The sequence below is a fragment of the Streptomyces sp. NPDC102437 genome, assembly GCF_044765565.1.
GTDB lineage: Bacteria > Actinomycetota > Actinomycetes > Streptomycetales > Streptomycetaceae > Streptomyces.
In genome coordinates this window covers 13,233-40,188 of record NZ_JBIWKI010000025.1, presented here as the reverse complement: position 1 = coordinate 40,188, position 26,956 = coordinate 13,233, and the positions used below count along the sequence as shown (strand labels likewise).

24 protein-coding genes and 1 pseudogene are annotated in these 26,956 nt (G+C 70.0%); 17 read left to right on the top strand and 8 right to left on the bottom strand.

What is annotated here, in order from left to right:
* The first annotated feature begins 31 nt into the window (after positions 1–31).
* Genes pcaC through ACIRJP_RS27920 form a run of 3 tightly spaced genes read left to right on the top strand, consistent with a single transcriptional unit; the run spans position 32 to position 2,807 of the window.
* Entirely contained in the window at positions 32–1,309 is a 1,278-nt protein-coding gene (gene pcaC / locus ACIRJP_RS27930; RefSeq protein ID WP_404179657.1) for a 4-carboxymuconolactone decarboxylase, read from the top strand.
* A gap of 13 nt (positions 1,310–1,322) precedes the next feature.
* Positions 1,323–1,979, top strand: coding sequence for an MBL fold metallo-hydrolase (locus ACIRJP_RS27925; RefSeq protein WP_404179654.1), 657 nt, complete (start codon positions 1,323–1,325; stop codon positions 1,977–1,979).
* 48 nt (positions 1,980–2,027) lie between these two features.
* A complete protein-coding gene (locus tag ACIRJP_RS27920; RefSeq protein ID WP_404179651.1) occupies positions 2,028–2,807 on the top strand; it encodes an exodeoxyribonuclease III in 780 nt (259 codons plus the stop codon).
* Positions 2,808–2,931: 124 nt separating this feature from the next.
* On the opposite strand, the gene ACIRJP_RS27915 is transcribed toward ACIRJP_RS27920, so the two are convergent.
* Entirely contained in the window at positions 2,932–4,086 is a 1,155-nt protein-coding gene (locus ACIRJP_RS27915) for a Cmx/CmrA family chloramphenicol efflux MFS transporter (RefSeq protein WP_404179648.1), read from the bottom strand.
* A 518-nt stretch (positions 4,087–4,604) separates the two neighbouring features.
* Here ACIRJP_RS27915 and ACIRJP_RS27910 point away from each other — a divergent pair.
* The 5 genes from ACIRJP_RS27910 (at position 4,605) to ACIRJP_RS27890 (ending at position 8,370) form a co-directional block, all read left to right on the top strand.
* Positions 4,605–5,045, top strand: coding sequence for a DUF6278 family protein (locus ACIRJP_RS27910; RefSeq protein ID WP_404179645.1), 441 nt, complete (start codon positions 4,605–4,607; stop codon positions 5,043–5,045).
* A 124-nt stretch (positions 5,046–5,169) separates the two neighbouring features.
* A complete protein-coding gene (locus tag ACIRJP_RS27905; protein ID WP_404179642.1) occupies positions 5,170–5,913 on the top strand; it encodes an amino acid ABC transporter ATP-binding protein in 744 nt (247 codons plus the stop codon).
* Between the two features lie 14 nt (positions 5,914–5,927).
* Positions 5,928–6,839 (top strand): glutamate ABC transporter substrate-binding protein, encoded by a 912-nt coding sequence (locus ACIRJP_RS27900; RefSeq protein ID WP_404179839.1) that lies wholly within the window; start codon positions 5,928–5,930, stop codon positions 6,837–6,839.
* Between the two features lie 17 nt (positions 6,840–6,856).
* On the top strand, positions 6,857–7,501 hold the full coding sequence (locus tag ACIRJP_RS27895) for an amino acid ABC transporter permease (protein WP_404179639.1): 645 nt from the start codon (positions 6,857–6,859) through the stop codon (positions 7,499–7,501).
* Complete coding sequence (locus ACIRJP_RS27890) at positions 7,498–8,370, top strand: amino acid ABC transporter permease (protein WP_404179636.1); 873 nt, start codon at positions 7,498–7,500, stop codon at positions 8,368–8,370. Before ACIRJP_RS27895 ends, ACIRJP_RS27890 begins: the two co-directional genes overlap by 4 nt.
* Positions 8,371–8,428: 58 nt before the next feature.
* On the opposite strand, the pseudogene ACIRJP_RS27885 reads toward ACIRJP_RS27890, so the two are convergent.
* Both ACIRJP_RS27885 and ACIRJP_RS27880 read right to left on the bottom strand, forming a co-directional pair.
* Positions 8,429–8,832, bottom strand: a pseudogene (locus tag ACIRJP_RS27885) (acyl esterase); the annotation flags it as partial.
* 88 nt (positions 8,833–8,920) lie between these two features.
* Entirely contained in the window at positions 8,921–10,180 is a 1,260-nt protein-coding gene (locus ACIRJP_RS27880; protein ID WP_404179633.1) for an Ig-like domain-containing protein, read from the bottom strand.
* Positions 10,181–10,422: 242 nt separating this feature from the next.
* Between ACIRJP_RS27880 and murJ the strand changes: the two genes are divergently transcribed.
* Positions 10,423–12,078 (top strand): murein biosynthesis integral membrane protein MurJ, encoded by a 1,656-nt coding sequence (gene murJ / locus ACIRJP_RS27875; protein ID WP_404179630.1) that lies wholly within the window; start codon positions 10,423–10,425, stop codon positions 12,076–12,078.
* A gap of 17 nt (positions 12,079–12,095) precedes the next feature.
* Here murJ and ACIRJP_RS27870 read toward each other — a convergent pair whose 3' ends face one another.
* Entirely contained in the window at positions 12,096–12,839 is a 744-nt protein-coding gene (locus tag ACIRJP_RS27870; RefSeq protein WP_404179628.1) for a hypothetical protein, read from the bottom strand.
* Positions 12,840–12,943: 104 nt separating this feature from the next.
* Here ACIRJP_RS27870 and ggt point away from each other — a divergent pair, with 104 nt between their 5' ends.
* Positions 12,944–14,752 (top strand): gamma-glutamyltransferase, encoded by a 1,809-nt coding sequence (ggt, locus tag ACIRJP_RS27865; RefSeq protein WP_404179625.1) that lies wholly within the window; start codon positions 12,944–12,946, stop codon positions 14,750–14,752.
* Positions 14,753–14,929: 177 nt separating this feature from the next.
* On the top strand, positions 14,930–15,631 hold the full coding sequence (locus ACIRJP_RS27860; protein WP_404179622.1) for a glycoside hydrolase family 75 protein: 702 nt from the start codon (positions 14,930–14,932) through the stop codon (positions 15,629–15,631).
* Positions 15,632–15,654: 23 nt separating this feature from the next.
* Here ACIRJP_RS27860 and map read toward each other — a convergent pair whose 3' ends face one another.
* On the bottom strand, positions 15,655–16,422 hold the full coding sequence (map, locus tag ACIRJP_RS27855; protein ID WP_404179619.1) for a type I methionyl aminopeptidase: 768 nt from the start codon (positions 16,420–16,422) through the stop codon (positions 15,655–15,657).
* Positions 16,423–16,463: 41 nt separating this feature from the next.
* On the opposite strand from map, the gene ACIRJP_RS27850 reads away from it, so the two are divergent.
* Entirely contained in the window at positions 16,464–16,733 is a 270-nt protein-coding gene (locus ACIRJP_RS27850; protein WP_404179616.1) for a helix-turn-helix domain-containing protein, read from the top strand.
* A gap of 277 nt (positions 16,734–17,010) precedes the next feature.
* Positions 17,011–17,259 (top strand): hypothetical protein, encoded by a 249-nt coding sequence (locus ACIRJP_RS27845; RefSeq protein WP_404179613.1) that lies wholly within the window; start codon positions 17,011–17,013, stop codon positions 17,257–17,259.
* On the opposite strand, the gene ACIRJP_RS27840 is transcribed toward ACIRJP_RS27845, so the two are convergent.
* On the bottom strand, positions 17,238–18,275 hold the full coding sequence (locus ACIRJP_RS27840; protein ID WP_404179610.1) for a Rieske 2Fe-2S domain-containing protein: 1,038 nt from the start codon (positions 18,273–18,275) through the stop codon (positions 17,238–17,240). The two genes, ACIRJP_RS27845 and ACIRJP_RS27840, sit on opposite strands and share 22 nt — an antisense overlap.
* A gap of 126 nt (positions 18,276–18,401) precedes the next feature.
* Positions 18,402–19,670, bottom strand: a complete 1,269-nt coding sequence (locus ACIRJP_RS27835) for an aminotransferase (protein ID WP_404179607.1) — start codon at positions 19,668–19,670, stop codon at positions 18,402–18,404.
* Positions 19,671–19,951: 281 nt separating this feature from the next.
* On the opposite strand from ACIRJP_RS27835, the gene ACIRJP_RS27830 reads away from it, so the two are divergent.
* Positions 19,952–20,794: a nitrilase-related carbon-nitrogen hydrolase gene (locus ACIRJP_RS27830; protein WP_404179604.1), complete on the top strand. Its 843-nt coding sequence runs from the start codon at positions 19,952–19,954 to the stop codon at positions 20,792–20,794.
* Positions 20,791–22,074, top strand: coding sequence for an aspartate aminotransferase family protein (locus ACIRJP_RS27825; protein WP_404179601.1), 1,284 nt, complete (start codon positions 20,791–20,793; stop codon positions 22,072–22,074). Before ACIRJP_RS27830 ends, ACIRJP_RS27825 begins: the two co-directional genes overlap by 4 nt.
* Before the next feature lie 215 nt (positions 22,075–22,289).
* On the opposite strand, the gene ACIRJP_RS27820 is transcribed toward ACIRJP_RS27825, so the two are convergent.
* Positions 22,290–24,167, bottom strand: a complete 1,878-nt coding sequence (locus ACIRJP_RS27820) for an alkaline phosphatase family protein (protein WP_404179598.1) — start codon at positions 24,165–24,167, stop codon at positions 22,290–22,292.
* A gap of 338 nt (positions 24,168–24,505) precedes the next feature.
* On the opposite strand from ACIRJP_RS27820, the gene hydA reads away from it, so the two are divergent.
* Together hydA and ACIRJP_RS27810 are read left to right on the top strand one after the other, a co-directional pair.
* The gene (hydA, locus tag ACIRJP_RS27815) at positions 24,506–25,906 is read left to right on the top strand and encodes a dihydropyrimidinase (RefSeq protein ID WP_404179595.1); all 1,401 of its coding nucleotides are present in this window, start codon (positions 24,506–24,508) and stop codon (positions 25,904–25,906) included.
* A gap of 11 nt (positions 25,907–25,917) precedes the next feature.
* Positions 25,918–26,919 carry a TIGR03842 family LLM class F420-dependent oxidoreductase gene (locus ACIRJP_RS27810; protein WP_404179592.1) on the top strand — a complete coding sequence of 334 codons (1,002 nt, stop codon included), beginning with the start codon at positions 25,918–25,920 and terminating at the stop codon, positions 26,917–26,919.
* Positions 26,920–26,956: the final 37 nt, after the last annotated feature.

Sequence of the window (26,956 nt, the reverse complement as noted above, 5' to 3'; positions counted from 1 at the left end):
GAGATCTCGTGCGCTATGGGAGCGTGAGCGGGTGAGTGAGACGACGACTGAAACCCTGCAGTACCGCTTTGACGGGCCGGACGACGCGCCGATCCTGGTCCTGGGGCCCTCCCTCGGCACCTCGTGGCACATGTGGGACCGGCAGATACCGGAGCTCACCCAGCACTGGCGGGTCTTCCGCTACGACCTCCCGGGCCACGGCGGCGCCCCCGCCCACCCCGCCATCGCCATCGCCGACCTCTCCGACCGGCTGCTCGCCACCCTCGACGGTCTCGGCGTCCAGCGCTTCGGGTACGCGGGCTGCTCCATCGGCGGTGCGATCGGCGCCGACCTCGCGCTGCGCCACCCGCAGCGGGTCGCCTCGCTGGCCCTGGTCGCCGCCTCGCCCAGGTTCGGCAGCGCCGACGAGTTCCGCCAGCGCGGTGTGGTCGTGCGCACCAACGGTCTGGAGCCGATGGCCCGCACCTCGCCCGAGCGCTGGTTCACCCCCGGGTTCGCCGCCGCCCAGCCGGCCATCGTCGACTGGGCCGTCCAGATGGTCCGCACGACCGACCCCGGCTGCTACATCGCCGCCTGCGAGGCCCTCGCCGCCTTCGACGTGCGCGGCGAGCTCGGCCGCATCGGCGTCCCGACCCTCGTCCTCGTCGGCGCCGAGGACCGGGTCACCGGACCGGGCGACGCCCGCATCCTGGTCGCCGGCATACCGGACGCCCGGCTCGCCCTCGTACCCGGCGCCTCCCATCTCGCCCCGGTCGAGCAGCCCGGAGCCGTCACCGATCTGCTGCTCACCCATTTCTCCTCGGCCTGGCAGGACACCCTCGCCGCCATCCCCGCTCCGTCCGTCATCCCGCAGCTCTCCGCGCCCGTGCTGCCCGTCGCGGAGATCACCGCCGCCACGCCGCAACCCGACCCCGGGACCACCGGACGCGTCGACCCGCACGAGCGCGGCATGAAGGTGCGCCGCGAAGTGCTGGGCGACGCCCACGTGGACCAGGCCATGGCCGCCTCCGACGACTTCACCGAGGACTTCCAGGAACTGGTCACCCGCTACGCGTGGGGCGAGGTGTGGACCCGGGAGGGGCTGGACCGCCGGACCCGCAGCTGTGTCACGCTCACCGCGCTGGTCGCCTCCGGCCGCCTGGAGAGCCTGGCCGCGCACGTCCGGGCCGCCCTGCGCAACGGCCTCACCCCGGCCGAGATCAAGGAGGTGCTGATGCAGACCGCCGTGTACTGCGGGGTGCCCGCCGCCGGCGCCGCCTTCACCGTCGCGCACACCGTGATTCAGGAAGAAACGCGGCTCCGCCCGTAGCAGTATGGGGCCCATGAACGCCGCGAATCCCATGAACGTGACACTGACCAAGAAGACGCACTCCTGCATCCGGCTGGAGAAGGACGGGCGGACGCTCGTCATCGACCCGGGCGGCCTCTCGGAGGAGGACGCGGCAGTGGGCGCCGACGCGATGCTGGTGACGCACGAGCACTTCGACCACTTCGACGAGGGACGGCTGCGCGCCGGTATGGAGGCCGACCCGGCCGCCGAGATCTGGACCCTGCGCAGCGTCGCCGACCGGCTCACGGCCGCCTTCCCCGGCCGCGTCCACACCGTCGGCCACGGCGACACCTTCACCGCGGCGGGCTTCGACGTACAGGTGCACGGTGAGCTGCACGCGGTGATCCACCCGGACATCCCGAGGATCACCAACATCGGCTTCCTGGTGGACGGTTCGCTCTTCCACCCGGGCGACGCGCTCACCGTCCCCGACCGGCCGGTCGACACCCTGATGCTCCCGGTGATGGCCCCCTGGAACAAGATCTCAGAGGTCATCGACTACGTACGCGAGGTCAATCCGCGCCGCGCCATCGACATCCACGACGCGCTGCTCGCCGATCTCGCCCGCCCGGTCTACGACAACCAGATCGGCAGCCTCGGCGGCGCGGACCACAGCCGGCTGGTCCCGGGGGACTCGACCGGACTGTGACCGGTGCCGGTCCGTCGGCTGTCAGTGCCAGCGGCTAGGTTTACGTACATGCGCATCGCCACCTGGAACGTCAATTCGATCACCGCCCGGCTCCCTAGGCTGCTGGCCTGGCTGGAGAGCACCGGCACGGATGTGCTGTGCATCCAGGAGACCAAGTGCGCCGCCGAACAGTTCCCGGCGGACGCGCTCCGCGAGCTCGGTTACGAGTCCGCGGTCAACGCCACCGGGAGGTGGAACGGCGTGGCGCTCGTCTCCCGCGTCGGCCTGTCCGACGTCGTCCCGGGACTGCCGGACGGCCCGGACTACGAGGGGGCGCAGGAGCCGCGGGCGATCTCCGCGACCTGTGGCCCGGTCCGGGTCTGGTCGGTCTACGTGCCCAACGGCCGCGAGGTCGAGCACGCGCACTATGCGTACAAGTTGCGCTGGTTCGAGGCCCTGCAGAAGGCGGTCGCCGCGGACGCCGCGGGCTCGCAGCCGTTCGCGGTGCTGGGCGACTTCAACGTGGCCCCGACCGACGAGGACGTCTGGGACCCGGCCCTGTTCGAGGGCGCCACGCATGTCACCCCCGCCGAGCGCGCCGCCCTCGCCGCGCTGCGCGAGGGCGGGCTGTCGGACGTCATGCCGCGCCCGCTCAAGTACGACCGCCCGTACACCTTCTGGGACTACCGGGAGCTGCGCTTCCCGAAGAACAAGGGCATGCGCATCGACCTGGTCTACGGAAACGCGCCCTTCGTCGCGGCGGTCGAGGACAGCTATGTGGACCGCGAGGAGCGCAAGGGCAAGGGCGCGTCCGACCATGCCCCGGTGGTCGTGGACCTCAGTATCTGAGGATCCGTTGTCAGTGGTGGCCGCTAGCGTGGTTCCTGTCCTTATTCCGCTTGCTGGCTGCTTGCTGTGAACAGGACGGCCCCGCCCGTTCAGCGCCGGGCGGGGCCCCATCCACCGCCGCCGGTCAGGCGGTGGCGGTGCGGCGCATACCCAGTGACGCCCCGGCGGTGCCCAGCGCCAGGACCATCAGCAGGGCGCTCACCCACAGCGGCGACCGGAAGCCGAACCCCGCCCCGATCGCCAGCCCGCCCAGCCAGGGGCCGAGTGCGCCACCCACATTGAACGCGGCCGTGGCGAACGAGCCGGACAGCGTCGGTGCGTCGGCCGCCAGCCGGAACACCCACGAGATCAGCGCGGTCCCGGTACCGAACGCCAGCATCCCCTGGACGAGGACGAGCGCCACCGTCGCGAACGGGCTGCCCGCCATCAGCGCGAACCCGGCCCAACCGACCGCCAGCGCCACCAGACCGGTCGCGGTGAAGGCGACCGGCCGCAGATCGACGAGCCGGCCCGCGGCCGTGACGCCGATGAACGAGCCCAGCCCGAACAGCGCCAGCAGACCGGGCACCCAGGCGGCGGCGAGCCCGGTGACACGGGTGGCGAGCGGCTCGACGTAGGAGAACGCGCAGAACGTCGCCCCCTGCACCAGGGCGCTGGTCAGCAGGGTCAGCAGCAGCCGCGGACCGGTCAGGGTCCGCAGCTCGACGCTCGCAGGGGCGGGGGCGGACTCGGGACGCCCCGCCGGAACGGTCCTGGCGATCACGAGGACGGCCGGGACGGACACCAGGGCCACGGCCCAGAACGCCGACCGCCACCCCCAGTGCCCGCCCAGCGCCGCACCGGCGGGCACCCCGGCGACACAGGCGATGGTGACGCCCCCGACCACCACCGAGGTGGCGCGGGCGCGGGCCTCGGGCCCGACCATGGAGACCGCGGTCACCAGGGCCACTGCCCAGAAGCCCGCGTTGGCCAGCGCCCCGACGACCCGCGTCGCGAGGAGCAGCCCGTAACCGGGTGTGAGCGCGCCGATGACATGGACGGCGCTGAAGACACAGAGGAAGAACACCAGGGCGCGGCGGCGTGGCCAGTTCCGGCTGAAGAGCGCCATCAGCGGCGCCCCGACGATCATCCCGATCGCGAAGGCCGAGGTCAGCAGCCCCGCGGCGGGAATGGAGACGTGCAGGTCGGCGGCGATGTCCGAGACCAGCCCGGACAGCATGAATTCGGATGTGCCCTGGGCGAAGACGGCGAGCCCGAGCGCGTAGACGACGAATGGCATGAAGGAACCCCATGGATGACTGACGGATGGACCAGGCAAGGGGTGTGGGCCCGCACCCGCCCGTCATGACAGGCGGCGACGCGGAAGAACGTCCGGGGTACTCAGGGACGTGACCGGCAACGCGGCATGTGCCGGAGCCGGAGGAGCCGCGCGCGGTGCACCGGGAGCGGTTCACGAGCGCGCAGGGAGGAGCGCAGCCCACACAGTGGCGGTCCTTGCGGCGGCGGCCGGTGAGAATCGCCCCCGGCCGGTACTCGGCGTCACTGGAGCGATTCGACGGCGGTTCAGCCACCGGAGGACCGGTGGCTAACCTCTGTCGGACTCGGGGCTGGACATGATCGCGAAGCTACCAGCCCGGATCGCCTCGCCTCCACCCCTTTTCCCGCCGGAACCGTGCGACGGTGGTACTCGGCGCGTGCGGAGGCGCGCGAGCTGGCGCCTGCTTCGGATTCAGTACTCGAACGACAGGCCGCGTGCCCTGTGGTGCGTACCACAGGAGGGATGCGACCCTGAGTGGTATGAACATCCCTTTCTTGGGCAACTGGCGTAAGCGTCACGAAGGTGCGCGGGGGGCGGGGCTCGCCGCCGCGGTCGCGGCCGATCCCGACGGTGTGGCCGAGCTCCTCGCCGAATGCGAGCTGCTGCGTGTCCGAGCGGGGCAGCGCGGGCTCGAACTCGACGACAGCCCGGCGTCGTTGGCGGCCCTGGACCAGTTGCCGCCGCGCTGGCGGGACGACCCCGAGGAGCTGCCCTGGCTGGGCAACGACGCGGGGCTGTACCTCGGGACGGTCCTGGTGCGGAACGTCCCCGGCGCGGTCTGGAGCATCCGGCCGGGCGGGCAGCCCGTGGTGCGGCTCGCCTCCGGGCGGGAGATCGACGTGGTCGAGGCCGGGCTGGACTGGGCGATGGCGGGCAGTCCCGAGCTCTCCCAGGCCTATTCGGAGTCGGCTGAGAAGTAAGAGCTCCCATGACAATCGAATAAGAAGCCTTATGCCCCATTTGTGCGTGTCGGCGGCGAAGTCCCTTTTCAGGCTGGATAGTTTGCGCTGACCTCGACACAGCGAAAAGTGGGTAGGGCAGCGTATGGCCGTCGATCCGTTGATCGAGCTGCGGGACGTCAACAAGTACTACGGACAGTTGCACGTACTGCAGAACATCAATCTCACCGTCGGCCGCGGGGAGGTGGTGGTGGTCATCGGCCCCTCCGGCTCCGGCAAATCGACCCTCTGCCGGACCATCAACCGGCTGGAGACGATCGAGTCCGGCCATATCGCGATCGACGGCAGACCTCTCCCCGAGGAGGGCAAGGGGCTGGCCCAGCTCCGGGCCGAAGTGGGCATGGTCTTCCAGTCGTTCAACCTGTTCGCGCACCGCACGGTGCTGGCCAATGTCTCGCTCGCCCAGCTCAAGGTCCGCAAGCGGAAGAAGGACGAGGCGGACCGGCGCTCCCGTGAACTGCTGGAGCGGGTCGGACTGGCCTCGCAGGCCGACAAGTTCCCCGCCCAGCTCTCCGGCGGCCAGCAGCAGCGTGTAGCCATCGCCCGTGCCCTCGCCATGGACCCCAAGGCACTGCTCTTCGACGAACCCACCTCGGCGCTCGACCCGGAGATGATCAACGAGGTGCTGGAGGTCATGCAGCAACTCGCCCGGGACGGCATGACGATGGTCGTGGTCACCCACGAGATGGGCTTCGCCCGCTCAGCCGCGAACCGCGTGGTCTTCATGGCCGACGGACGCATCGTCGAGGACCGCTCTCCCGACGCGTTCTTCACCGCTCCCGAGAGCGACCGCGCCAAGGACTTCCTGTCCAAGATCCTCAAGCACTGACGGGAGGCTCCGTGTTGCGTTCGAGAAGAGTTCTGGCCGTCTGCGCCGGCCTCCTGCTGGCCGTGCTCGCCGCCGCCTGCGGCAAGGAGGGCAGCCCGCCGGTGAAAGGCCCCAAACCCGAGCAACTGCCGGTCTACAAGGTCGACACCGCCTTCCGGCTGCCCGCCTCGCCGACCTGGACGAAGGCGAAGAAGCGCGGCTACCTCCGGGTCGGGGCCAAGGAGGACCAGCCCTACCTGGGCGAGAAGGACCCGGCCACCGGCGTCTACTCCGGCTTCGACATCGAGATCGCCAAGATGATGGCGGCCTCGCTCGGCTTCGACCCGAAGACGATCCACTTCAAGACCATCGCCTCCGCCAACCGCGAGACGGCGCTGCAGAACGGGCAGATCGACTACTACGTCGGCACCTACACCATCAACGACATGCGCAAGAAGCTCGTCGGCTTCGCCGGTCCCTACTTCATGGCCGGACAGGGCCTCCTCGTCCGCACCGACGAGCACGACATCAACGGCCCGCAGGACCTGGCCGGCAAGACGGTCTGCTCGGCCGCCGGGTCGACCCCGTACCAGCGCATCGCCGCCGACTACCCGAAGGCGATCCTGGTGGCCTACGACACCTATTCGATCTGCGTCGACAACCTGCTGACCTACCAGGTGGACGCCGTCACCACCGACGACGCCATCCTGTTGGGCTTCGCGGCCAAGGCGCCCAAGGAGATGAAGGTCGTGGGCAAGCCGTTCTCCCAGGAGCCGTACGGCATCGGCGTCCCGCGCAGCGACAACGCGTTGCGGTTCGCCCTGAACGACGCCCTGGAGGCGAACGAGAAGAACGGCAACTGGAAGAAGGCGTTCGAGGCCACGCTCGGTCTGTCCGGGGTGCCCGCGCCGACGCCGCCGCCCATCGACCGCTACCCGGCCACCTGAGAGGGCGGGCGTCGACCATGGACGTACTCACCGAGAATTTCTCGCTCTACGGCAAGGGTTTCCTGGGCACGGTCGAACTGACCGTCTACTCCTCGATCCTGGCCCTGGTCCTCGGCTTCATCATGGCCTCCTTCCGGGTGGCCCCCGTCGGCTCGCTGCGGGTGCTCGGCACGGTCTGGGTGACGGTGCTGCGCAACACCCCACTGACCCTGCTCTTCTTCGCGGTGCTGCTCGGACTGCCGCGCTTCGGCCTGGTCCTCCCCTTCCAGCTCTTCGCGGTCCTCGCGCTCGGCTGCTACACCTCCGCGTTCATCTGCGAGGTGCTGCGCTCGGGCATCAACACCGTGCCGACGGGGCAGGGTGAGGCGGCCCGCAGCCTCGGCATGACGTTCGGCCAGACGCTGAACACCGTGGTGCTGCCCCAGGCCTTCCGGTCGGTGATCCCGCCGGTCGGCTCCACGCTCATCGCCCTCGCCAAGAACTCGGCGATCGCCGGAGCGTTCAGCGTCACCGAACTGCTCGGCACCTACAAGACCCTCAACGAGCTGGGATACAGCATCATCTGGACCTTCGTCTGGATCGCCGTCGGCTACCTGATCATCACCCTGTCCATCAGTGCGCTCTTCAACGTGATGGAGAAGCGCTGGGGAGTCGCCCGATGACCACCCGCACCGCGCCGTCCGCCACCGCGCTCTACGACATCCCGGGCCCGGCGACCCGCAAGCGCCATCTTCTGTACGGGATCGTCTCGACGGCCCTGATCCTCGCCCTGCTGGGCTGGGTCGTCTATCTGCTCTTCGACACCGAGCAGTTCACCAGCGCCAAGTGGTCGCCCTTCACGTACAAGGGAATTCAGGAACTGCTGCTGCGCGGACTGGGCAACACCCTCAAGGCGTTCGCGTACGCTGCGGTGCTCTCGCTCCTGCTCGGCGCGGTCCTCGCCGTGGGCCGGCTCTCCGACCACCGGCCGGTGCGCTGGATCGCGACACTGCTGGTGGAGTTCTTCCGGGCCATGCCCGTACTGGTGATGATCTTCTTCATCTTCGTGGCGCTGAAGGTGCAGCCGCTGCCCGCCCTGGTCACCGGTCTGACCCTGTACAACGGCTCGGTGCTCGCCGAGGTGTTCCGCACCGGGATCGTCTCGGTGGAGCGCGGCCAGTCCGAGGCGGCTTACGCCCTGGGGCTGCGCAAGACACAGGTCACCACGTTCGTACTGGCCCCGCAGGCGGTGCGCGCCATGCTGCCCACCATCATCAGCCAACTGGTCGTGGCGCTGAAGGACACCTCGCTCGGCTTTCTGATCACCTACGAGGAGTTCCTCCACGCGGGCAAGCTCATCGCGTCCAACCTCGACTACGATCTTCCCTTCATCCCGGTGGTGATGGTGATCTCGCCGATCTACATCGGGATGTGCATGCTGCTCTCCTGGTTCGCGACCTGGGTGGCCAAGCGGGAACGGCGCAATCCGAAGATGAAGGCCGTGAAGATCGCACCGGCCGAACCAGGAACGCTGCTGCCGGGAGTGCAGTAGCCGGGGCCGCCGCCAAGCGGTTCCAGCAGAGCGGTGCCCACCCGGCAGCAGTCGGTGATCACTTCTCGCGCAACGGCACGGACACGTACGACGGGTCCGCCGGGCACGAGGAGAAGGTCAGCTGCGATCCGGTCGGGTCGTGCTCGATGCAGAGGGGGTCGACGGTGTCGACCACCAGGGTGAGACGGCGACCGGCCGGAACGTCGTAGGCGGCGGAGACAGCTCCGGGCCCACGGGGAACGGCCGGTCCGGCGTCGGCCCGTGGAAGGTATAGGGGGCGTTGCTGACCAGCTTGCCGAGTCCGAGCGGCCCTTCGTCGTGGAGATACGCGACGAAGGTGCCGCTCCCCTTGTTCGGGCCCACCGTGCCGCAGACCTGCTGCTCCACCGGATGCTTCCCGGACTGCCAGACGCCCGCGAAGGCACGGGGGAGCAGAGCGAGGGAGGCGATCGGCGGCAGCCTGTAACCGGCCATCACACAGCCGGAGTCGGCGAGCTGCGTCTGCGTGAAGTGTCCGACCTGCGTCAGGCACCAACTGGTGGGCAGCACGCTACAGCGCGCTCTTCGCCTGCCAGTCTGCCCACGACACGTTCCACGCCCCGTACCCGTTGCCCTCCGCGACCGTGCCCTTGGCGTCCGCGCCGGTGATCTCGAACGGGTCACCGACCCGCACCTGCCCGTACAGCGCGCCGGCGTCGGCGTCGCTCATCCCGACACAGCCCGAACTGCGGTTGGCCAATCCGAAGTAGCCCGCGTTCCACGGCGCCGCGTGGGCGTACATCCCCGACCAGGTCAGCCGCATCGACGAGTCGACCATCTTGTCGTAGGCGTCACCGAGGCCGACCGTCTCGGAGCGCATGTTGATCGTGCCCTCCTTCGACATCAGCACGGCCGTCCCGCGCCAGGACGCCTTCTCGCCGCCGGGGGTGCCGGCCGACATGGGCACGTCCATGACGGTCTTCCCGTCCCGCTTCAGCGCCAGCCGGTGGCGGTCCAGGTCGACCTTGACCACCTGGCCGACGCCGATCGTGAAGGTGGTCCGGTAGTCGCGCACGAACCAGCCGCCGGACGGGCCCGAGTCGATGCCGTTGAGATCGGCGTCGAGCGTGACCTTCGTACCGGACTTCCAGTACTCCTTGGGCCGCCAGTCGACGCGGTCCTTGCCGGAATAGTCCTGCAGCCAGCCCCAGGAGCCCTCGGTGTTGTTCGAGGTGGAGACCTTCAGCGCCTTCTCCACTGCCACCCTGTCCTTCACCGGGTTGTCGAAGACCACGGACAGCGGCTGGGCGACGCCGACGGTGGTGTTCTTGCCGGGTGCCAGCGTCAGCTTGTTGACCTTGTCGGCGGCGGCGGTCGTGAAGCCGGCCCTGCCACTGCCACCCTCGGTGTTCTTCGCCAGGACGTCGTACGTGGTGCCGGGGGCGGCCGCCCGGACCGACGTCCACGTCCTGCCGTCGGCGGATATCCGGCCGGTGAGCGCCTCGCCCCCGTCCGCGCGCACCGTGACCGACTTGAGCTCTCCGGTGCCGAGCGTCACCTTCACCGGCGTGCCCGGGGCGGCCTGGGCGCCCCGCAGGTTCACCGAGATCCTGGCCTCCGAGGACGCTGCCGCGCCGCTCTTGTCCGACTCCGAGTCCGAGGTGGCGGCACCGGAGCAGGCGGTGAGCATGGCGCCGAGCGCCGCGGTACCGGCGACCAGGGGGAGCCGGACCGGGCGGCCGGACGGAGCGGTGCGGCGTACGGGCCCACGTGCAGCGATCAACGGAAAAACCTCCAAGGCATTGCTTCTCGCCGAGGGAGAGGGGCACATCCGGTGTCAGGTTCCGCAAATCACCCGAAAACCGAAAATGCCCTGTGTGACATGCGCCTCGGCACAGCGGTCGCCGTCCGTTCGCATGCGTCGTCGTCGGCTCCACCGCGGATTGCCGTGGGGTCCGGTGCGATACCCGGCGCGGGGTACCCTCCACCCCTTGACCCCGACGACCGCGAGTGGGAGACATCGGTGGGCAGAACAGCGAACAACACGTCGTACCGGGCGCAACTGGCCCGCCGGTGACCGCCGCCGAAACGACAACCACGACGGTCGCGGACCACAGACCCCGCTCGGTGCTGCACAACGGCGCCGTCATGGCGGCCGGCTCCGTCGTCTCCCGGGTGACCGGCTTCATACGCTCGGCGGTCGTCGTCGCCGCACTCGGCACCGGGCTCCAGGCCGACGGCTACAACGTCGCCAACACCGTGCCCAACATCCTCTACACCCTGCTCATCGGCGGCGCGCTCAACGCCGTCTTCGTCCCCGAACTGGTCCGTGCGGCGAAGAACCACGCCGACGGCGGAGCCGCGTACACCGACCGGCTGCTCACCGTCTGCACCATCGGCCTGATCGCCCTCACCGGCCTCACGGTCCTCGCCGCCCCGTGGATCGTCTCGGTCTACGCCCCCGGCTACCACGGCCGACAGGCGGAACTGACCGTCGCCCTGGCCCGCTACTGTCTGCCGCAGATCCTCTTCTACGGACTGTTCACCCTTCTCGGACAAGTGCTGAACGCCCGGGGCCGGTTCGGCGCGATGATGTGGACACCGGTCCTCAACAACGTTGTGATCATCGGTGTGTTCGGGCTCCATCTGAGCATCGCGGCGGGCTCCGACGGCTCGCTGACCGCGGATCAGGCCCGGCTGCTCGGCTGGGGCACGACGGCCGGGATCGTCATCCAGACGCTCGCCCTGGTGCCCGCGCTGCGCGCTGCGGAATTCCGCTGGCGGCCCAGGTTCGACTGGCGGGGCAGCGGCCTCACCCGGCCGCTGCGCGCGGCCGGCTGGCTGGTCACGCTCGTGCTGACCAACCAGATCGCCTACTGGGTGGTGACCCGGCTCTCCACCACCGTCGGCCAGCGCGCCGACGACATGGAGCTGTCGGGCGGCGTCGGCTACACCCCGTACAGCTACGCCTTTCAGCTGTGGGTCGTCCCGCACGGCATCGTGACCGTCTCGCTCGTCACCGCGCTGATGCCCCGGATGAGCCGGGCGGCGGCCGACGGCGACCTGCCCGGCCTGCGGCGCGACGTCTCGTACGCCCTGCGCACCTCGGCGGCGGCCGTGGTGCCCGCGGTGGCTCTGCTGTTCGCGCTGGCGCCGTGGGTGATGGGAGCGGTGTACGGGTACGGGCGCACGGACGACGCGGACATCGACGCGATGGCGGTCATGCTGATGGCGTTCGCGCCCGGACTCATCGCCTACTCGGGGCAGTACGTGCTCTCCCGGGCGTTCTACGCGATGGGCGACACCCGCACACCGTTCTTCCTCAACCTGGTGATCGCGGCGCTCAACGCCGGGCTCTCGGCCGCCGCGTATCTGTTGCTGCCGGTCCGCTGGGCCGTCACTGGGATGGCCGGGGCCTACTCGGTCGCGCTGTTCGCCGGTTTCGCCGCCACCGCGTACGTGCTGCACCGCAGGGTCGGCGGCGGCGCGGCGGCACCGCTGCGCTCGCCCGCCCTGTGGGCGCAGTCCCGGCTGGTGGTGGCGGCTGTGCCCGCCGGTCTGCTCGGGTTCTGCGCTGCGCGGGCCTGCGCGGGGTACGGGGACTTCGTGGCGGTGGGAGTGGGCGCCCTCGTGCTGCTGCTCACCGTGGCGTTGCTGGCGCGTCCCCTCCGGCTGCGGGAGGTCAGCGCCGTGCTGGCGGCGGGGAAGCGGCGGCTGCGGCGGGCCTGAGCGCGGCGGCGAGGAGCTCAGCCGGTTGCCCGGTGCGAGTTGCGGGGGGCCGGCACGGGGGTCTGTGCTGCGCGGGTCACGTCGGCGACGAGTTCCACCACATCAGGGCCGTACGCCTGCGAGTTGACCACCTTCAGGAGCAGGCAGAAGGTGTTGTTGCCGTGTTTGCGGGCCAGCTTCTCGTGGTGGCGGGCCAGATAGCGGGAGGCGGCCTGGTTGGTGATCGCCTGCTGTCCGCAGAACAGGAAGACCGGCCGGGCATGCTGACCGGCCGTCAGCCTGGCGAGAATTACGTACTCGGCGACGCCTTTCTCGACCCGGTAGCGCTCGGAACCGATCTGGAAGGCGTTGCGGTCCGGGCCGGGTTCCGGGTCGGTGTTCACCTTCACCCCGGGCAGCAGGGAGTGGAGGTGGGCGGCCATCCGGCGGTTGGACACCGGCCCGCCGACACAGAACTCGGTGCGCTCGCCTATGCCCTGCTGTGCGATGTCGTGGGACAGGATCTGCGCGTGTGCCGAGCAGTCCTTGACCAGCGCGGAGAGTTCGAGCAGGGCGAAGACGTCGTGGCGGTGGACCGAGCCGTCGCCGCTCGCGTCGCGGTTGACGACGAGCAGGCACTCGGAATTGCCCGGCAGGCCGAAGAAGGCCTGCTTGCGGCGGAGTTTGCGGCGCCAGAGACAGGTGCGGGCGATCCAGCCCAGGGAGGCGCTGATGCCGGCGGCTATCACTCCCAGCAGGACATTGCGTACGTCGTCAGTCATGGGCCGGCATGTTAGCGGGCATTAGGGCCCGGCTTCACGGCGGACCTGACGGGGTGGGCGGCGCGGCGTTACCCTGCGCGGACGATCCAGTACTGGAGGTGCGCATGCGACGTTCCGTTGCGCGGAATGTGTCGTTGTCGGCTGTTCTCGCCGCTGTCGTCACCATAGGGGCGGCGGCCCCGTCCTCGTCCGCGCCGCCGTCGGCCCCACCGCCCAAGTCGCCCGTCGCGGTGGGCTACGGAGGGGCGGTCGCCAGTGTCGACGCGGATGCGTCGGCCGCCGGTATCGAGGTGCTCCGCAAGGGCGGCAACGCGGTGGACGCCGCGGTGGCGACCGCGGCCGCGCTCGGTGTGACCGAGCCCTACTCGGCGGGCGTCGGCGGGGGTGGCTACTTCGTCTACTACGACGCCAGGAGAGGCGCCGTGGAGACGATCGACGGTCGGGAGACCGCGCCGCGCAGCGCGGACTCCTCGCTGTTCCTGGAGAACGGCAAACCGCTCGCCTTCGATCAGGCCGTCACCAGCGGTCTGGCCGTCGGCACCCCGGGCACCCCGGCCACCTGGGACACCGCGCTCGACGCCTGGGGCAGCAAGTCGCTGCGGCAGGTGCTGAAGCCGGCCGAGCGGCTCGCCAGGGACGGCTTCGTCGTCGACAGCACCTTCCGCTCGCAGACCGAAGGCAACCAGACCAGGTTCGCCGACTTCCCGGCGACCCGGGAGCTCTTCCTGCCCGGCGGCCAACTGCCGGTGGTCGGATCCGTGTTCAAGAACCCGGACCTGGCACGTACTTACGAAGAGGTGGGGCGCAAGGGCGTCGACGAGCTGTACCGGGGCGAGCTGGCCGACGACATCGTACGGACGGTCCGCAACCCGCCCGTCGACCCGGCGGCCACCCGGGTGGTGCGGCCCGGCGACCTCACCGCGAAGGACCTGCGGTCCTACCGGGCGCTGCGGCAGGCGCCGACGAGGACCGGCTACCGCGGTCTCGACGTGTACGGCATGGCACCCTCCTCGTCCGGCGGCACCAGCGTCGGTGAGGCGCTCAACATCCTTGAGTCCACCGACCTTTCGAAGGCGAGCGAGGCGCGGTATCTGCACCGCTACATCGAGGCGAGCCGGATAGCCTTCGCGGACCGCGGTCGCTGGGTGGGCGACCCGGCGTTCGAGGACGTTCCGACGCGGCAGCTGCTCGACCAGCGGTTCGCCGACTCGCGGGAGTGCCTGATCAAGGACGACGCGGTGCTGACCAGCCCGCTCGCTCCGGGCGACCCGCATCACCCGGCCGACTGCGAGGCGGGGGGAACGGCCGCGCCGACGACGTACGAGGGAGAGAACACCACTCATCTGACCGCGGCCGACAAGTGGGGCAATGTCGTCGCGTACACCCTGACGATCGAGCAGACCGGCGGCAGTGGGATCACCGTGCCGGGGCGTGGCTTCCTGCTCAACAACGAGCTGACGGACTTCTCGTTCGCGCCCGCCAACCCCGCCGTCCACGACCCGAACCTGCCCGGTCCGGGCAAGCGCCCGCGCTCGTCCATCTCGCCGACGATCGTGCTGAAGCACGGCGAGCCGGTGCTGGCGCTGGGGTCGCCCGGTGGTGCCACGATCATCACGACCGTGCTCCAGTCGCTCATCGGAACGGTCGACCGTGGGCTCCCGCTGGTCGACGCCATCGCGGCGCCGCGCGCCAGCCAGCGCAACTCGGCGACGACGGAGCTCGAACCGGGGCTGTGGAACAGCCCGGTCCGGGCGGAACTGGAGTCGCTGGGGCACGCCTTCAAGCTCAATCCGGAGATCGGGGCGGGGACAGGTGTGCAGCGGCTGCCGGACGGGCGGTGGCTGGCGGCCGCGGAGAAGGTGCGCCGGGGCGGTGGCTCGGCGATGGTCGTGCGGCCGAGCGAACGCCCGTGACGGTTGACGGCCTTCGAGCGCAATCGGTGACGAGACGTCAATAGTGGGCTGTGTGGGGCTGGTTCCTGGTGAGCTTTCACCTGGAACGAGCCCCGCGGTCTTGACGGAGGTGGCCGCCCGGGGCCATGTTGTGCGCGTCGGTAAGGAAAGTTTCCTAATGGAAGGGCACCCCCCACTGTGCGTACCCGAACGCTAGCCCTCGCCGCCGCCTCCGGCGCCGCCCTGCTCGCGACCGTCACCCTGACCCCGGCAGCCCACGCCGGGTCGGCCCCGGCCGGAACGGACCTCAAGGAGGGCTCGGTCAGCGCGGCGGAACTGCTGGCCAAGGTCACCTCGTGTTCGCAGATATCCAACGGCAAGTACCGTACCGACGAGGAGACTTCGGCGACCATTGCGGTCTGCGGCAAGAACGGAGCCGTGTTCTGGAAGGCCGACATGGACATCGACTGCGACGGCGAGATCACCGCCGCCTGCAACGAGGACACCGACCCCTGGTTCCAGAACGGGACGGCGTTCGAGACATCCGCCGGAAAACCCCTGAACGCCGAGAAGCTGCCGTACGTCGTCGTACCGAGCGTCAGCAGCATCTGGAACTACGGCGATGCGGGAATCAAGGGCGGTGGCGTCGTCGCCGTCATCTACAACAACAAGGTCGAGTACGCGGTCGTCGGCGACACCGGCCCCAACAAGATCATCGGCGAGGCGTCGTACGCCACCGCCAAGGCCCTCGGCATCGATCCGGATCCGGAGACCGGCGGTGCGGAGTCCGGCGTCACGTACATCCTGTTCAAGAACTCAAAGGTGTCTCCGATCGAGAGCCACAGTGCCGCCGTCACCGCGGGTGACGCCCTCGCCAAGCAGTTCATCCAGAACAACTAGGGTCTTTCCCGGGTCGGAGGCGGTCACAGCGCGGTAAGGATGCGCGGACCGTCGTCGGTGATCGCCACCGTGTGCTCGGCGTGTGCGGCACGGCTGCCGTCGGACGTGCGCAGCGTCCAGCCGTCGCGGTCCGGGTGGAAGGCGTCGTTGCCGCCGCCGATCAGCATGGGCTCGATCGCCAGCACCATCCCGTGCCGCAACGGCATGCCGCGACCCGGTCGTCCCTCGTTGGGGACGGCCGGGTCTTCGTGCATCGACCGGCCGATGCCATGGCCCCCGAACCCCTCCGGAATGCCGTATCCCGCGCCGCGGCAGACCGTGCCGATCGCATGCGCGATGTCGCCGATCCGATTACCGACCACCGCCGCGGCGATGCCTGCCTCCAGCGCCTCGAAGGCCGTCTCGACGAGCCGGGTGTCGGCGGGCCGGGCGCGCCCGACGACGAAGCTGACCGCCGAGTCGCCGGCCCAGCCGTGCAGCGTCGCACCCGCGTCGATGCTCACCAGGTCGCCGTCGCGCAGCCGCTGGTCGGTCGGGATGCCGTGCACGATCGCGTCGTTGACCGAAGCGCAGATCACGGCGGGGAACGGGGTGGGCGCGAAATGCGGCCGGTAGTTCAGGAACGGCGACCCGGCGCCTGCGTCACGCAGCACGACGCGGGCCACCTCGTCCAGTTCGCGCAGCGAGACGCCGACCTCCGCCGCTTCCCGTACGGCGGTCAGCAACTGGGCCACGACCCGGCCGGTCTCGCGCATCGCTTCGATGGATGTGTCTGTCTTGAGCTTCACCATGCCAATTACTATACCGGTCGCAGCGGTATTAGAATGACGGCATGGTACGAACGCCCCTGACCCCGGAAGAGCGCCGCCGCGGCGAGCGCCTCGGCGTGCTGCTGCGTGAGGCACGCGGCGGGCGCAGCATGGTCGAAATCGCGGCGAGCGCCGGAATCTCCGCCGAGACGCTGCGCAAGATCGAGACGGGTCGCGCCCCCACCCCCGCCTTCTTCACGGTCGCCGCCCTGGCCGGGGTGCTCGGACTCTCGATGGACGAGATCCTCGCCCGCTGCGCTCCGGAGCCGGACGTGGTGCCGCTGGCGGGGTAGTGGCGGCCCCGACGGTGCGCGGGGCCGTGCTTCGACCGCAGCGCGGTCGAAAGGCGCGCGTAGCCGTGCCGTGACGCGGCTGATGTCGAATGCCTGTGGACCGGAAGGCTCCGGCCGGCGTCGGCGACGGCAGAGGTGACGGCGTGTCAAAATGATGGGGAAGTAAGGGAGTTCTCTCGCTGTCTACGGGGACTCGTGATACTGCTGGGGGCCGCCCGGGGAGATCGCCGACGCGGCGGTGGCCATGGAGTGAGCGGGCCGGGGGCAGGCGGAAGCGTTGCTGGACGCCTTCGTCCGCGTACGGACTCCGCAGGACGTGGCGCGGGTCGCGGCGGGCGATCCGCACCGGCTCGTACCGCGACTGCTGGTCGTGGCCCGGGCGGTCTCGCCCGCCAGGGAAAGGCATGTCGTCCACGCCCTGCGGGTGGCGGGCGTCGCGGGGCGCCCTGAGCGGGTGTGCCGTGAGCGGTTGTCCCGAGACGCCCGGCGGGCTCGCGGCCCCGGCTACTCGGATACCGACGGGTAGAACCGCCGGGCCCAGCGACGGAACGGGCCGATCGGGCCGTCGCCGGGGGCGAGCCGCGGTGGCTGCTGGTACTGCTTGTGGTTCCAGATCGGGAAGTCCGCGGCGGTGAACTCGCAACTGGACCGGAAGACGGCGCGGTCCAGGACCCTGGCCGCGGTCCGGCTCACCGCACGGGCGAGCGGGGCCGGCAGCCGGGACGGCTCGGCGAACGCGATGCGGTTGCGCTGCCGGAACTGCATCCGGTTGGGCGCGATGGCCGTCGGCAGCACCATCGTGCACATCCGCAGGCCCAGCCGGGGAGTGTGGACATCGGCGTGCAGACAGCCGAGTCCGTACCCGTCCACTTCCACGTCGACGACGAAGCCGCCCAGGAGCGGCGCCGACTCGTGGGCCCGCATGGACACGTGGAACGAGGCGTCGTCGTAGACCACGGGCCCGCCGATCTCAGCCTTCGTCCAGCCGTGCAGGGTGGCGAAATGCCCGAGGTCCACCGAGTTCTCGATGACTTCCTGGACATTGCCGGCCAGCTCCCAGGCGGCGCTGCGGGCGGGCCGGTGACCGATCTCGTGCCAGACGGGAATGGTCCAGTCCGGAGCCCGGCCGTCATGATGCCGCCAGACGAACACCGCGCCGTTGACCTCCAGGACCGGCAGCTGCGACAACGGCGACTTCGGCGGCTTCGTGTCGTAGCCGGTGCGCACGCACGTGCCGTCCGGGCCGAACGCGAAGAAGTGGAAGGGGCAGACGAGATCGTCCCCGTCGACCCTGGCCAGTCCCAGATGGGCGCCCAGGTGCGGGCAGTACGGACGGATGGCGCGGACCGCCCCCGTACCGAGCCGGTACAGCACCACGTCCTGGCCCGCCAGGGGCCGGGTGAGCACCGTGCCCGGCCGCAGCTCCTCGGAGAACGCCAGCGCGGACCAGCCGCTCGGACAGGGCAGGGCGGGCGCGCCCGCGGCGTCGGCCGGTGTCGGCCCTTCGCTGATGGCGCGCCCGTACTCGCGTGACAGTCCCACTGCTTACCCTCCCGGAATCGGTCCCTGGAGACTGCCCAGGCCGTTCCAAGATCCTCAGCAAATGCCTCATATCACCCGAACGGGAACAAATTCGGCGGGAGTTGACGCAAGGTGGGGCCAGAGACCTTAGCGGGCCCGCTGCTCGTAACCCACGAGCCTGACGCAGACGGCGAGCCCCGCGATCGCCTGCTCCAGCTCCGCGAGCCCCGGGTAGCTGGGCGCGATCCGGATGACGGCGTCGCGCGGGTCGTCGCCGTACGGGTGGGTGGCGCCGGCCGGGGTCAGCACGATGCCAGCCTCGGCGGCGCGGCGCACGACCTCCTTGGCGCAGCCGTCCGGCACCTCCAGGGTGACGAAGTACCCGCCCTTGGGCGAGGTCCAGGTCGCGAGCCCGGTCCCGCCGAGCTCGGCGTCCAGGATCCGGGCCACCACCTCGAACTTGGGCTGGAGCAGGGCGCGCTGGCGCTCCATGTGGCCCCGCACCCCGTCGGCGTCCCGCAGGAACATGACGTGCCGCAGCTGGTTCACCTTGTCCGGGCCGATCGAACGCTTGGCGTTGTTGCCGAGCAGCCACTGGAGGTTCGCGGGCGAGGAGCCGAAGAACGCGACGCCCGCGCCCGCCGCGGTGATCTTCGACGTGGAGCCGAACACGAACGCCCGGTCAGGGTTCCCGGCCTCGGCGCAGGCGCCGAGCAGATCGGCGATCTCGACGGGCTCGTCGGTGAGGTGGTGGGCGGCGTAGGCGTTGTCCCAGAAGATCCGGAAGTCGGGGGCGGCGGTGTCCATGGCGGCGAGCCGGGCCACGGTCGCGTCGCTGTAGCAGACGCCGTCCGGGTTGCTGTACTTCGGCACGCACCAGATGCCCTTGATCGCCGGGTCCTCGGCGACGAGCCGTTCCACGGTCTCCATGTCCGGGCCGTCGGGGGTCATCGGGACCGGGACCATGTCGATCCCGAACCGCTCGCAGAGGGCGAAGTGCCGGTCGTAGCCGGGCACCGGACACAGGAACGCGACCCGCTCCTGGTCCACCCAGCGCGACTCCGCGCCCGGCACCACGCTCAGCAGGGCGTGCACCAGGCAGTCGTGCATCAGCTCAAGGCTGGAGTTCCCGGCCGCGAGGAGCTGGCCGGCCGGCACCTGGAGCACCCCGGCGAAGATCTCCCGGAGTTCGGGCAGCCCCTGGAGCCCGCCGTAGTTGCGTACGTCCACGCCGTCGGCGGAGGTGTGCCGCCCGCCCGGCAGGCTCAGCAGGTCCTCGGAGAGGTCGAGCTGCTCGGGAGCCGGCTTGCCCCGGGTGAGGTCGAGCGAGAGTCCGAGTCCCGCCAGGTCCTGGTAGTCCTGACGGGCCCGGTCGAGGAGCCCGGACAGGGCGTCGGGGCTCAGCTCGGTGGTCATGGTGTTTCCTCTCGCAGGTGCCACTGTGATGGGGGCGCCTGCCGAGAATACAAACCGGCGCGGAGCGCCGGTGCGCCGGAGTCCTCGCCCGCCGTTGGCCGCCCCGCCGCCCGACCGGCTGAACGTGTGGACCGCACGGGTGTGAAACGTGATCGACTCAGCCGGTTCACGGCGATGGTCTTGCCCCGCTGTGTGACGGGGCTTACGTTCTCCTCTACGCACGTGTCTACGGGCGTAGAAACGCGTTGAGGCTCTCTGACGCCGCGTCGAAGGAGCAGCTCTTGTCCCAAGTCGTACGCGCCGCACTTGTCCAGGCGACCTGGACCGGCGACACCGAATCCATGATCGCCAAGCATGAGGAACACGCGCGCGAGGCCGCCCGGCAGGGCGCGAAGATCATCGGCTTCCAGGAGGTGTTCAACGCCCCCTACTTCTGCCAGGTGCAGGAACCCGAGCACTACCGCTGGGCCGAGCCCGTCCCGGACGGCCCGACCGTCCGCCGGATGCAGGAACTCGCCCGCGATACCGGCATGGTGATCGTCGTGCCGGTCTTCGAGGTCGAGCAGTCCGGCTTCTACTACAACACCGCCGCCGTGATCGACGCCGACGGTTCCTATCTCGGCAAGTACCGCAAGCATCACATCCCCCAGGTCAAGGGGTTCTGGGAGAAGTACTACTTCAAGCCCGGAAACGTGGGCTGGCCGGTTTTCGACACCGCCGTCGGCAAGGTCGGCGTCTATATCTGCTACGACCGGCACTTCCCCGAGGGATGGCGCCAACTCGGTCTCAACGGAGCTCAGTTGGTCTACAACCCGTCCGCCACCTCGCGCGGCCTCTCCGGCTACCTCTGGCAGCTGGAACAGCCCGCGTCGGCCGTCGCGAACGAGTACTTCGTCGCCGCGATCAACCGCGTCGGCCAGGAGGAGTACGGCGACAACGACTTCTACGGAACCAGTTACTTCGTCGACCCGCGAGGGCAGTTCGTCGGTGAGGTCGCCAGCGACAAGGAGGAGGAACTCCTCGTCCGCGACCTCGACTTCGGCCTCATCGACGAGGTCAGGCAGCAGTGGGCGTTCTACCGGGACCGCCGCCCCGACGCGTACGAAGGACTGGTGGAACCGTGAGCAGCCTGCACCAGCGGCATCTCGCCGTCAGCCCCGAGTGGCTGGCGCTCTATTACAAGCAGCCCCTGGAGATCACCCACGGCGAGGGCCGCCACGTCTGGGACGCCAACGGCAGGCGCTACCTCGACTTCTTCGGCGGCATCCTCACCACCATGACCGCCCACGCCCTGCCCGAGGTGACCAAGGCGGTCAGCGAGCAGGCCGGCCGGATCATCCACTCGTCCACGCTCTACCTCAACCGTCCGATGGTCGAGCTGGCCGAACGGGTCGCCACGCTCTCCGGCATCCCGGACGCCCGGGTCTTCTTCACCACCTCCGGCACCGAGGCCAATGACACGGCGCTGTTGCTCGCCACCACGTACCGCAGGTCGAACCAGGTCCTCGCGATGCGCAACAGCTACCACGGCCGGTCGTTCTCCGCCGTCGGGATCACCGGCAACAACGCCTGGTCGCCGACCAGCCTGTCACCGTTGCAGACGCTGTACGTGCACGGCGGCGTCCGCACCCGGGGGCCGTACGAGCACCTGAGCGACGCGGAGTTCATCAAGGTATGCGTCGCCGACCTGGAGGACCTGCTCGGGCACACCCGCACACCGGCCGCCCTGATCGCCGAACCCATCCAGGGCGTCGGAGGGTTCACCTCACCGCCCGACGGGCTGTACGCGGCATTCCGCCGGGTCCTGGACCGGCACGGCGTCCTGTGGATCTCCGACGAGGTGCAGACCGGCTGGGGCCGGACCGGCGAGCACTTCTGGGGCTGGCAGGCGCACGGTGAGAACGGTCCGCCGGACATCCTCACCTTCGCCAAGGGCATCGGCAACGGCATGTCGATCGGCGGCGTCGTGGCCCGTGCCGAGGTCATGAACTGCCTGGACTCCAACTCCATTTCGACGTTCGGCGGTTCCCCGGTCACCATGGCGGCCGGTCTCGCCAACCTCTCCTACCTCCTCGAACACGACCTGCAGGGCAATGCCCGGCGCGTCGGCGGTCTGCTGATCGAGCGGCTGCGGGCGGTCGGCGCGGGTTCGAGCTGCGTGCGGGAGGTGCGCGGCCGGGGCCTGATGATCGGCATCGAGCTGGTGAAACCGGGCACCGACGAGGCGAACCCGGAGGCCGCCTCGGCCGTGCTCGAAGCGGCCCGCGAGGGCGGTCTGCTCATCGGCAAGGGCGGCGGCCACAACACCAGTGTGCTGCGGATCGCGCCACCGCTCTCGCTGACCATCCCGGAGGCGGAGGAGGGCGCGAAGATCCTGGCCGAGGCCCTTCGCTCGGTGGACTGAGCGACGGGGGTGCGGGCGGCGGCCCGGCCGGCGGCTTTGCGGTCTGGCCGCCGTCGCACCTTCGGAGCAGCCCAGGAGCACCACCATGTCCGAGAACACCCACTGCCCCGTCCACCGCCCGGCCTGCCGGCGGGTGCGCGCGTCGGCCGGGGCCGTGTCCGGCGCGCACGTGACGGCCGGGCCCCGGCCGGTGGTTCCGGGGCCCGGCGGGTCGGTCAGCCCCGGTGGCCGGTGGGGCGGGTGAGGTCCAGGGAGCGGACCGCGTCGAGCTCGCCGTAGTACGCGAGCTGCTGGTGGCGCACATCGGTGACGGTCAGTGTGGCCTCGGTGATGCCCCGGCCCACCGTGGCCTTGAAGCGGACCGATCCGTCCTTCTTCGTGGTGCCGGTCAGCCTGTGCACCTTGCCGTCGGCCGTCAGCTCGGCCGTGACCGCCGCCCCCTTCACCGGCTTGCCCTGAGCGGTCCTCACCACGCCATTCGCGGTGACCTTCCAGGCCGATTCGGAGCCGGGCCTGCCGAGCAGCACGGTGTCGGCCTCCAGCGAGGCGACGGCGAGATCCGAGGGCGGGTGGGGCTGGCCGAAGGCGACCTGGTCGACGGTCCAGAAGGCGCTGTTGGTGCCGGTGTAGCGGAAGCTCAGCCGGGCCGTCCTCGCACCGTCCGGAACGGCCAGCTCAAGCCGCTCGACGGTGTTGCGGTCGGCCCGGTAGGACTTCACGAGCTGCGGCGTGCCGCCGTCGTACGAGACATGGACGTCACCCGTCTGAGGGCCGTCGACCCGGTAGTTCGTCGCGTACGACACGATCGCCTTCGCCGCGCCGTTGAGCTTGTAGGCGGGGCTGACCAGGGTGGAGTCGAACTGTCCGGCACCGTGTGCCTTGTCGTCCCACTCGTCGGAGTCGGCGACCGCGAACACGTCGCGGGCGCGGACGTTCGTCTCGCGGCCCTGGCCGCGCTCGGCGTTGGTCCAGAACTCGTCCGTGGCGAAGGACCAGCCGCGCCACTCGGTGACGCCACCGGCCGGCATCTTCGAGTTGTCGATCGACCAGCCCTCGGGCGCGGTGTTCGTCCACCCCTTGGCGTCGGCCGGGAGCTTGGTCTCGTCGACGGGGGCGCGCAGCGAGGGGCGCAGCGCGTCGAAGGCGTCCGGCTCCGGCTCGGCGAGCGAGATGCCGTCGAGGTTCCAGGCCGGGTCGGTGGCGACGCCTTCGTGGCGCAGCACGGTGGGCGCGATGTCGGTGATCTCGACGTCGTCGCGTACCGAGCCGGGGCGGATGCCCTTGCCCTGGGCGATCACGAACGTGCCGCGCTCCAGCGGGGTGTTGCCGCCGTGCCCGCCGGTGGGGGTGTGGCCGTGGTCGGCGGTGAGGACTGCCAGCCAGTCCTCCTTCGCGTACGTCGGACGCGAGGTCACCGCGTCGAGCAGGCGGCCGATCTGGCCGTCGGCGGTGTTGAGGGCCTTCAGGTAGGCGTCGCTCGCGGAGCCGGTGCTGTGGCCGGCGCCGTCGACCTCGTCGAGGTGGACGAAGGTGGAGTCGGGGTTGCCGTGCGCGAGGTAGTCGGCGGCCTTGGCCGTGGTGCCCTCGTCGTTGCCGCCCGCGATCCGCAGATCGGTCCTCGCACCGAAGACGATCTGGGGGATCGGGCTCCAGGTGCCGACGACCAGGGTGGACGTGGCCGGGTCGGCGGTCTCCAGCCGGGTCGCGTAGTCCGGGTACCGGCCGTAGTTCGGGGCCGTGAAGTTGTTGTCCTTCACGTTGTGCTTGTCGGGCCAGACGCCGGTGGCGACGGACGACCAGCCGGCGCCGGAGACGGTCGGGGCCATCGGGTCGGCGTACAGATTGCTCCGGGCGGTCAGGCCCTTGGCCATCAGGTGCCGGATGTGCGGTACGCCGGCGCGCGAGAAGGCGTCGAAGGTGGCACCGTCGATGCCTATGACCAGGGTCTTCGCCTGCTTGGTGCCGGACGGCAGACCGGCGTACGGGGCAGCGGCCGGCGCCTGGGACCCCTGGGCGTGGGCGGTGGTCGTGGCGAGCGGCAGTGCGACGGCGGCGACGGCCAGCACCGTACGCGCGGAGCGCGACAGGGACACGTGATCCTCCGGGATCGGTCGTTGGACACCGGACCACGGGGGCGTCCGGTGATGTGTCCGAGGCTCGCCGTCGGTGGTGATCGGATCACGCCACGTACGGGACGGGCGCATGAACCGTACTCAACATTTGGACCAGACCCGTAATCATTCCGTTATTCGTGGTGGTCGTGGTCATCGCGGCGCCTGTGGGCCGGTGGAGTGCCGGGTGAATGAAACAGAAACGTCTTCAGCGGTTAGCGGCAGCGGTATTGCCACAGTGGGTAACCCACTTCTACGTTCTTCATCACGCACCTTGTCTACGTGCGTAGACCCATTCCGCCACGAGTGAGGAGGGGTACATGAGCCGCACCGTCATCCACGGTGGTCTCGTCATCACCGCGACCGACGAACTGCATGCCGACGTACTCATCGAGGGCGGCCGCATCGTGGCCCTCGCGGCGCACGACAGCGACGCGGCCGAGAGCTGGAGTGCCGACCGCAGCATCGACGCCACCGGCAAATACGTCATCCCGGGCGGTGTCGATGCGCACACCCACATGGAGATGCCGTTCGGCGGCACCTACGCCGCCGACACCTTCGAGACCGGAACCCGGGCGGCCGCCTGGGGCGGCACCACCACGATCGTCGACTTCGCCATCCAGTCCGTGGGCCGCGCGGTCCGCGAAGGCCTCGACGCCTGGTACGCGAAGGCCGACGGCAATTGCGCCATCGACTACGCCTTCCACATGATCCTCTCCGACGTGAACGAGTCCTCGCTCAAGGAGATGGACCTGCTGGTCTCGGAGGGGGTCACCTCCTTCAAGCTGTTCATGGCGTATCCAGGCGTCTTCTACAGCGACGACGGCCAGATCCTGCGCGCCATGCAACGGGCCTCCCACAACGGCGGCCTGATCATGATGCACGCGGAGAACGGCATCGCCATCGACGTGCTCGTCGAACAGGCCCTCGCCGAGGGCCGCACCGATCCGCGCTACCACGGTGACGTGCGCAAGGTTGCGCTGGAGGCCGAGGCCACCCACCGTGCCATCCAGCTCGCGCGAGTCGCCGGATCGCCGCTGTACGTCGTGCACGTCTCCGCGGACGAGGCGGTCGCCGAGGTCGCCGCCGCCCGCCACAAGGGACTTCCCGTCTTCGGTGAGACCTGCCCGCAGTACCTCTTCCTCTCCACCGACAACCTCGCCGAGCCGGACTTCGAGGGCGCCAAGTACGTCTGCTCCACCCCGCTGCGGCCCAGGGAACACCAGGAGGCGCTCTGGCGGGGGCTCAGGAACAATGAACTCCAGGTCGTCTCCACCGACCACTGCCCCTTCTGCTTCTCGGGCCAGAAGGAGATGGGCCGGGGCGACTTCTCGAAGATCCCCAACGGCATGCCCGGCGTGGAGAACCGGATGGACCTCCTCCACCAGGCGGTTCTGGACGGTCGCATCTCGCGCCGCCGCTGGATCGAGATCGCCTGCGCCTCCCCGGCCCGGATGTTCGGCCTCTACCCGAAGAAGGGCACCATCGCCCCGGGCGCCGACGCCGATGTCGTCATCTACGACCCGGCGGCCGAGCAGACCATCTCCGCCGAGACCCACCACATGAACGTCGACTACTCGGCGTACGAGGGAAAGCGGATCACCGGCCAGGTCGAAACGGTCCTCTCGCGCGGTGAAGTCGTCATCGACGCAAGGAAGTTCACCGGCCGGGCCGGACACGGCATGTACACCCCGCGAGCCACCTGTCAGTACTTGGACTAGGAGCACCCGTCATGGAATTCGGACTCGTCCTCCAGACCGATCCGCCCGCCTCGGCCGTCGTCGGCCTGATGCGCCGCGCCGAACGCAACGGCTTCCGCTACGGCTGGACCTTCGACTCGACGGTGCTCTGGCAGGAACCGTTCGTCATCTACAGCCAGATCCTCGAACACACCGAACACCTCATGGTCGGACCCATGGTCACCAACCCCGGCACCCGCACCTGGGAGGTGACCGCCTCCACCTTCGCCACCCTCAACGACATGTTCGGCAACCGCACCGTCTGCGGCATCGGCCGGGGCGACTCGGCGATGCGCGTCGCCGGCCGCAGACCCAACACGCTGGCCCGCCTCGGCGAGGCCATCGATGTCATCCGCGACCTCGCCGAGGGGCGCGAGGCGACCGTCGACGGGCAGCCGGTCCAGATCCCGTGGGTGAAGGACGGCAGACTGCCCGTCTGGATGGGTGCGTACGGCCCGAAGGCGCTCGCCCTGGCCGGACAGAAGGCCGACGGCTTCATCCTCCAGCTCGCCGACCCGTTCCTCACCGAGTGGATGATCAAGGCGGTACGGGACGCGGCGGCCGAGGCCGGCCGTGCCCCGGACTCCGTGACGATCTGCGTCGCCGCCCCCGCCTACGTGGGCGACGACCTCGACCACGCCCGCGAGCAGTGCCGCTGGTTCGGCGGCATGGTCGGCAACCACGTCGCGGACCTCGTCTCCCGGTACGGGGCGCACTCCGGGCTCGTCCCCGAGGCCCTGACCGAGTACATCGCCGGGCGGACCGGCTACGACTACAGCCACCACGGCCGGGCCGGGAACCCCGACACCACCTTCGTGCCGGACGAGATCGTCGACCGGTTCTGCCTGCTGGGCCCTGCCGAGGCGCACATCGAGAAGCTGCGGGCCCTGCGTGACCTGGGAGTCGACCAGTTCGCCGTATACAACATGCACGATGCGCGGGAGGCGACGATCGACGCCTACGGTGCGCGGATCATCCCCGCCCTGTCCGACTGACCCGCGCCTCTCCCGCTCTCCGGCTGTCCCGCTCCGG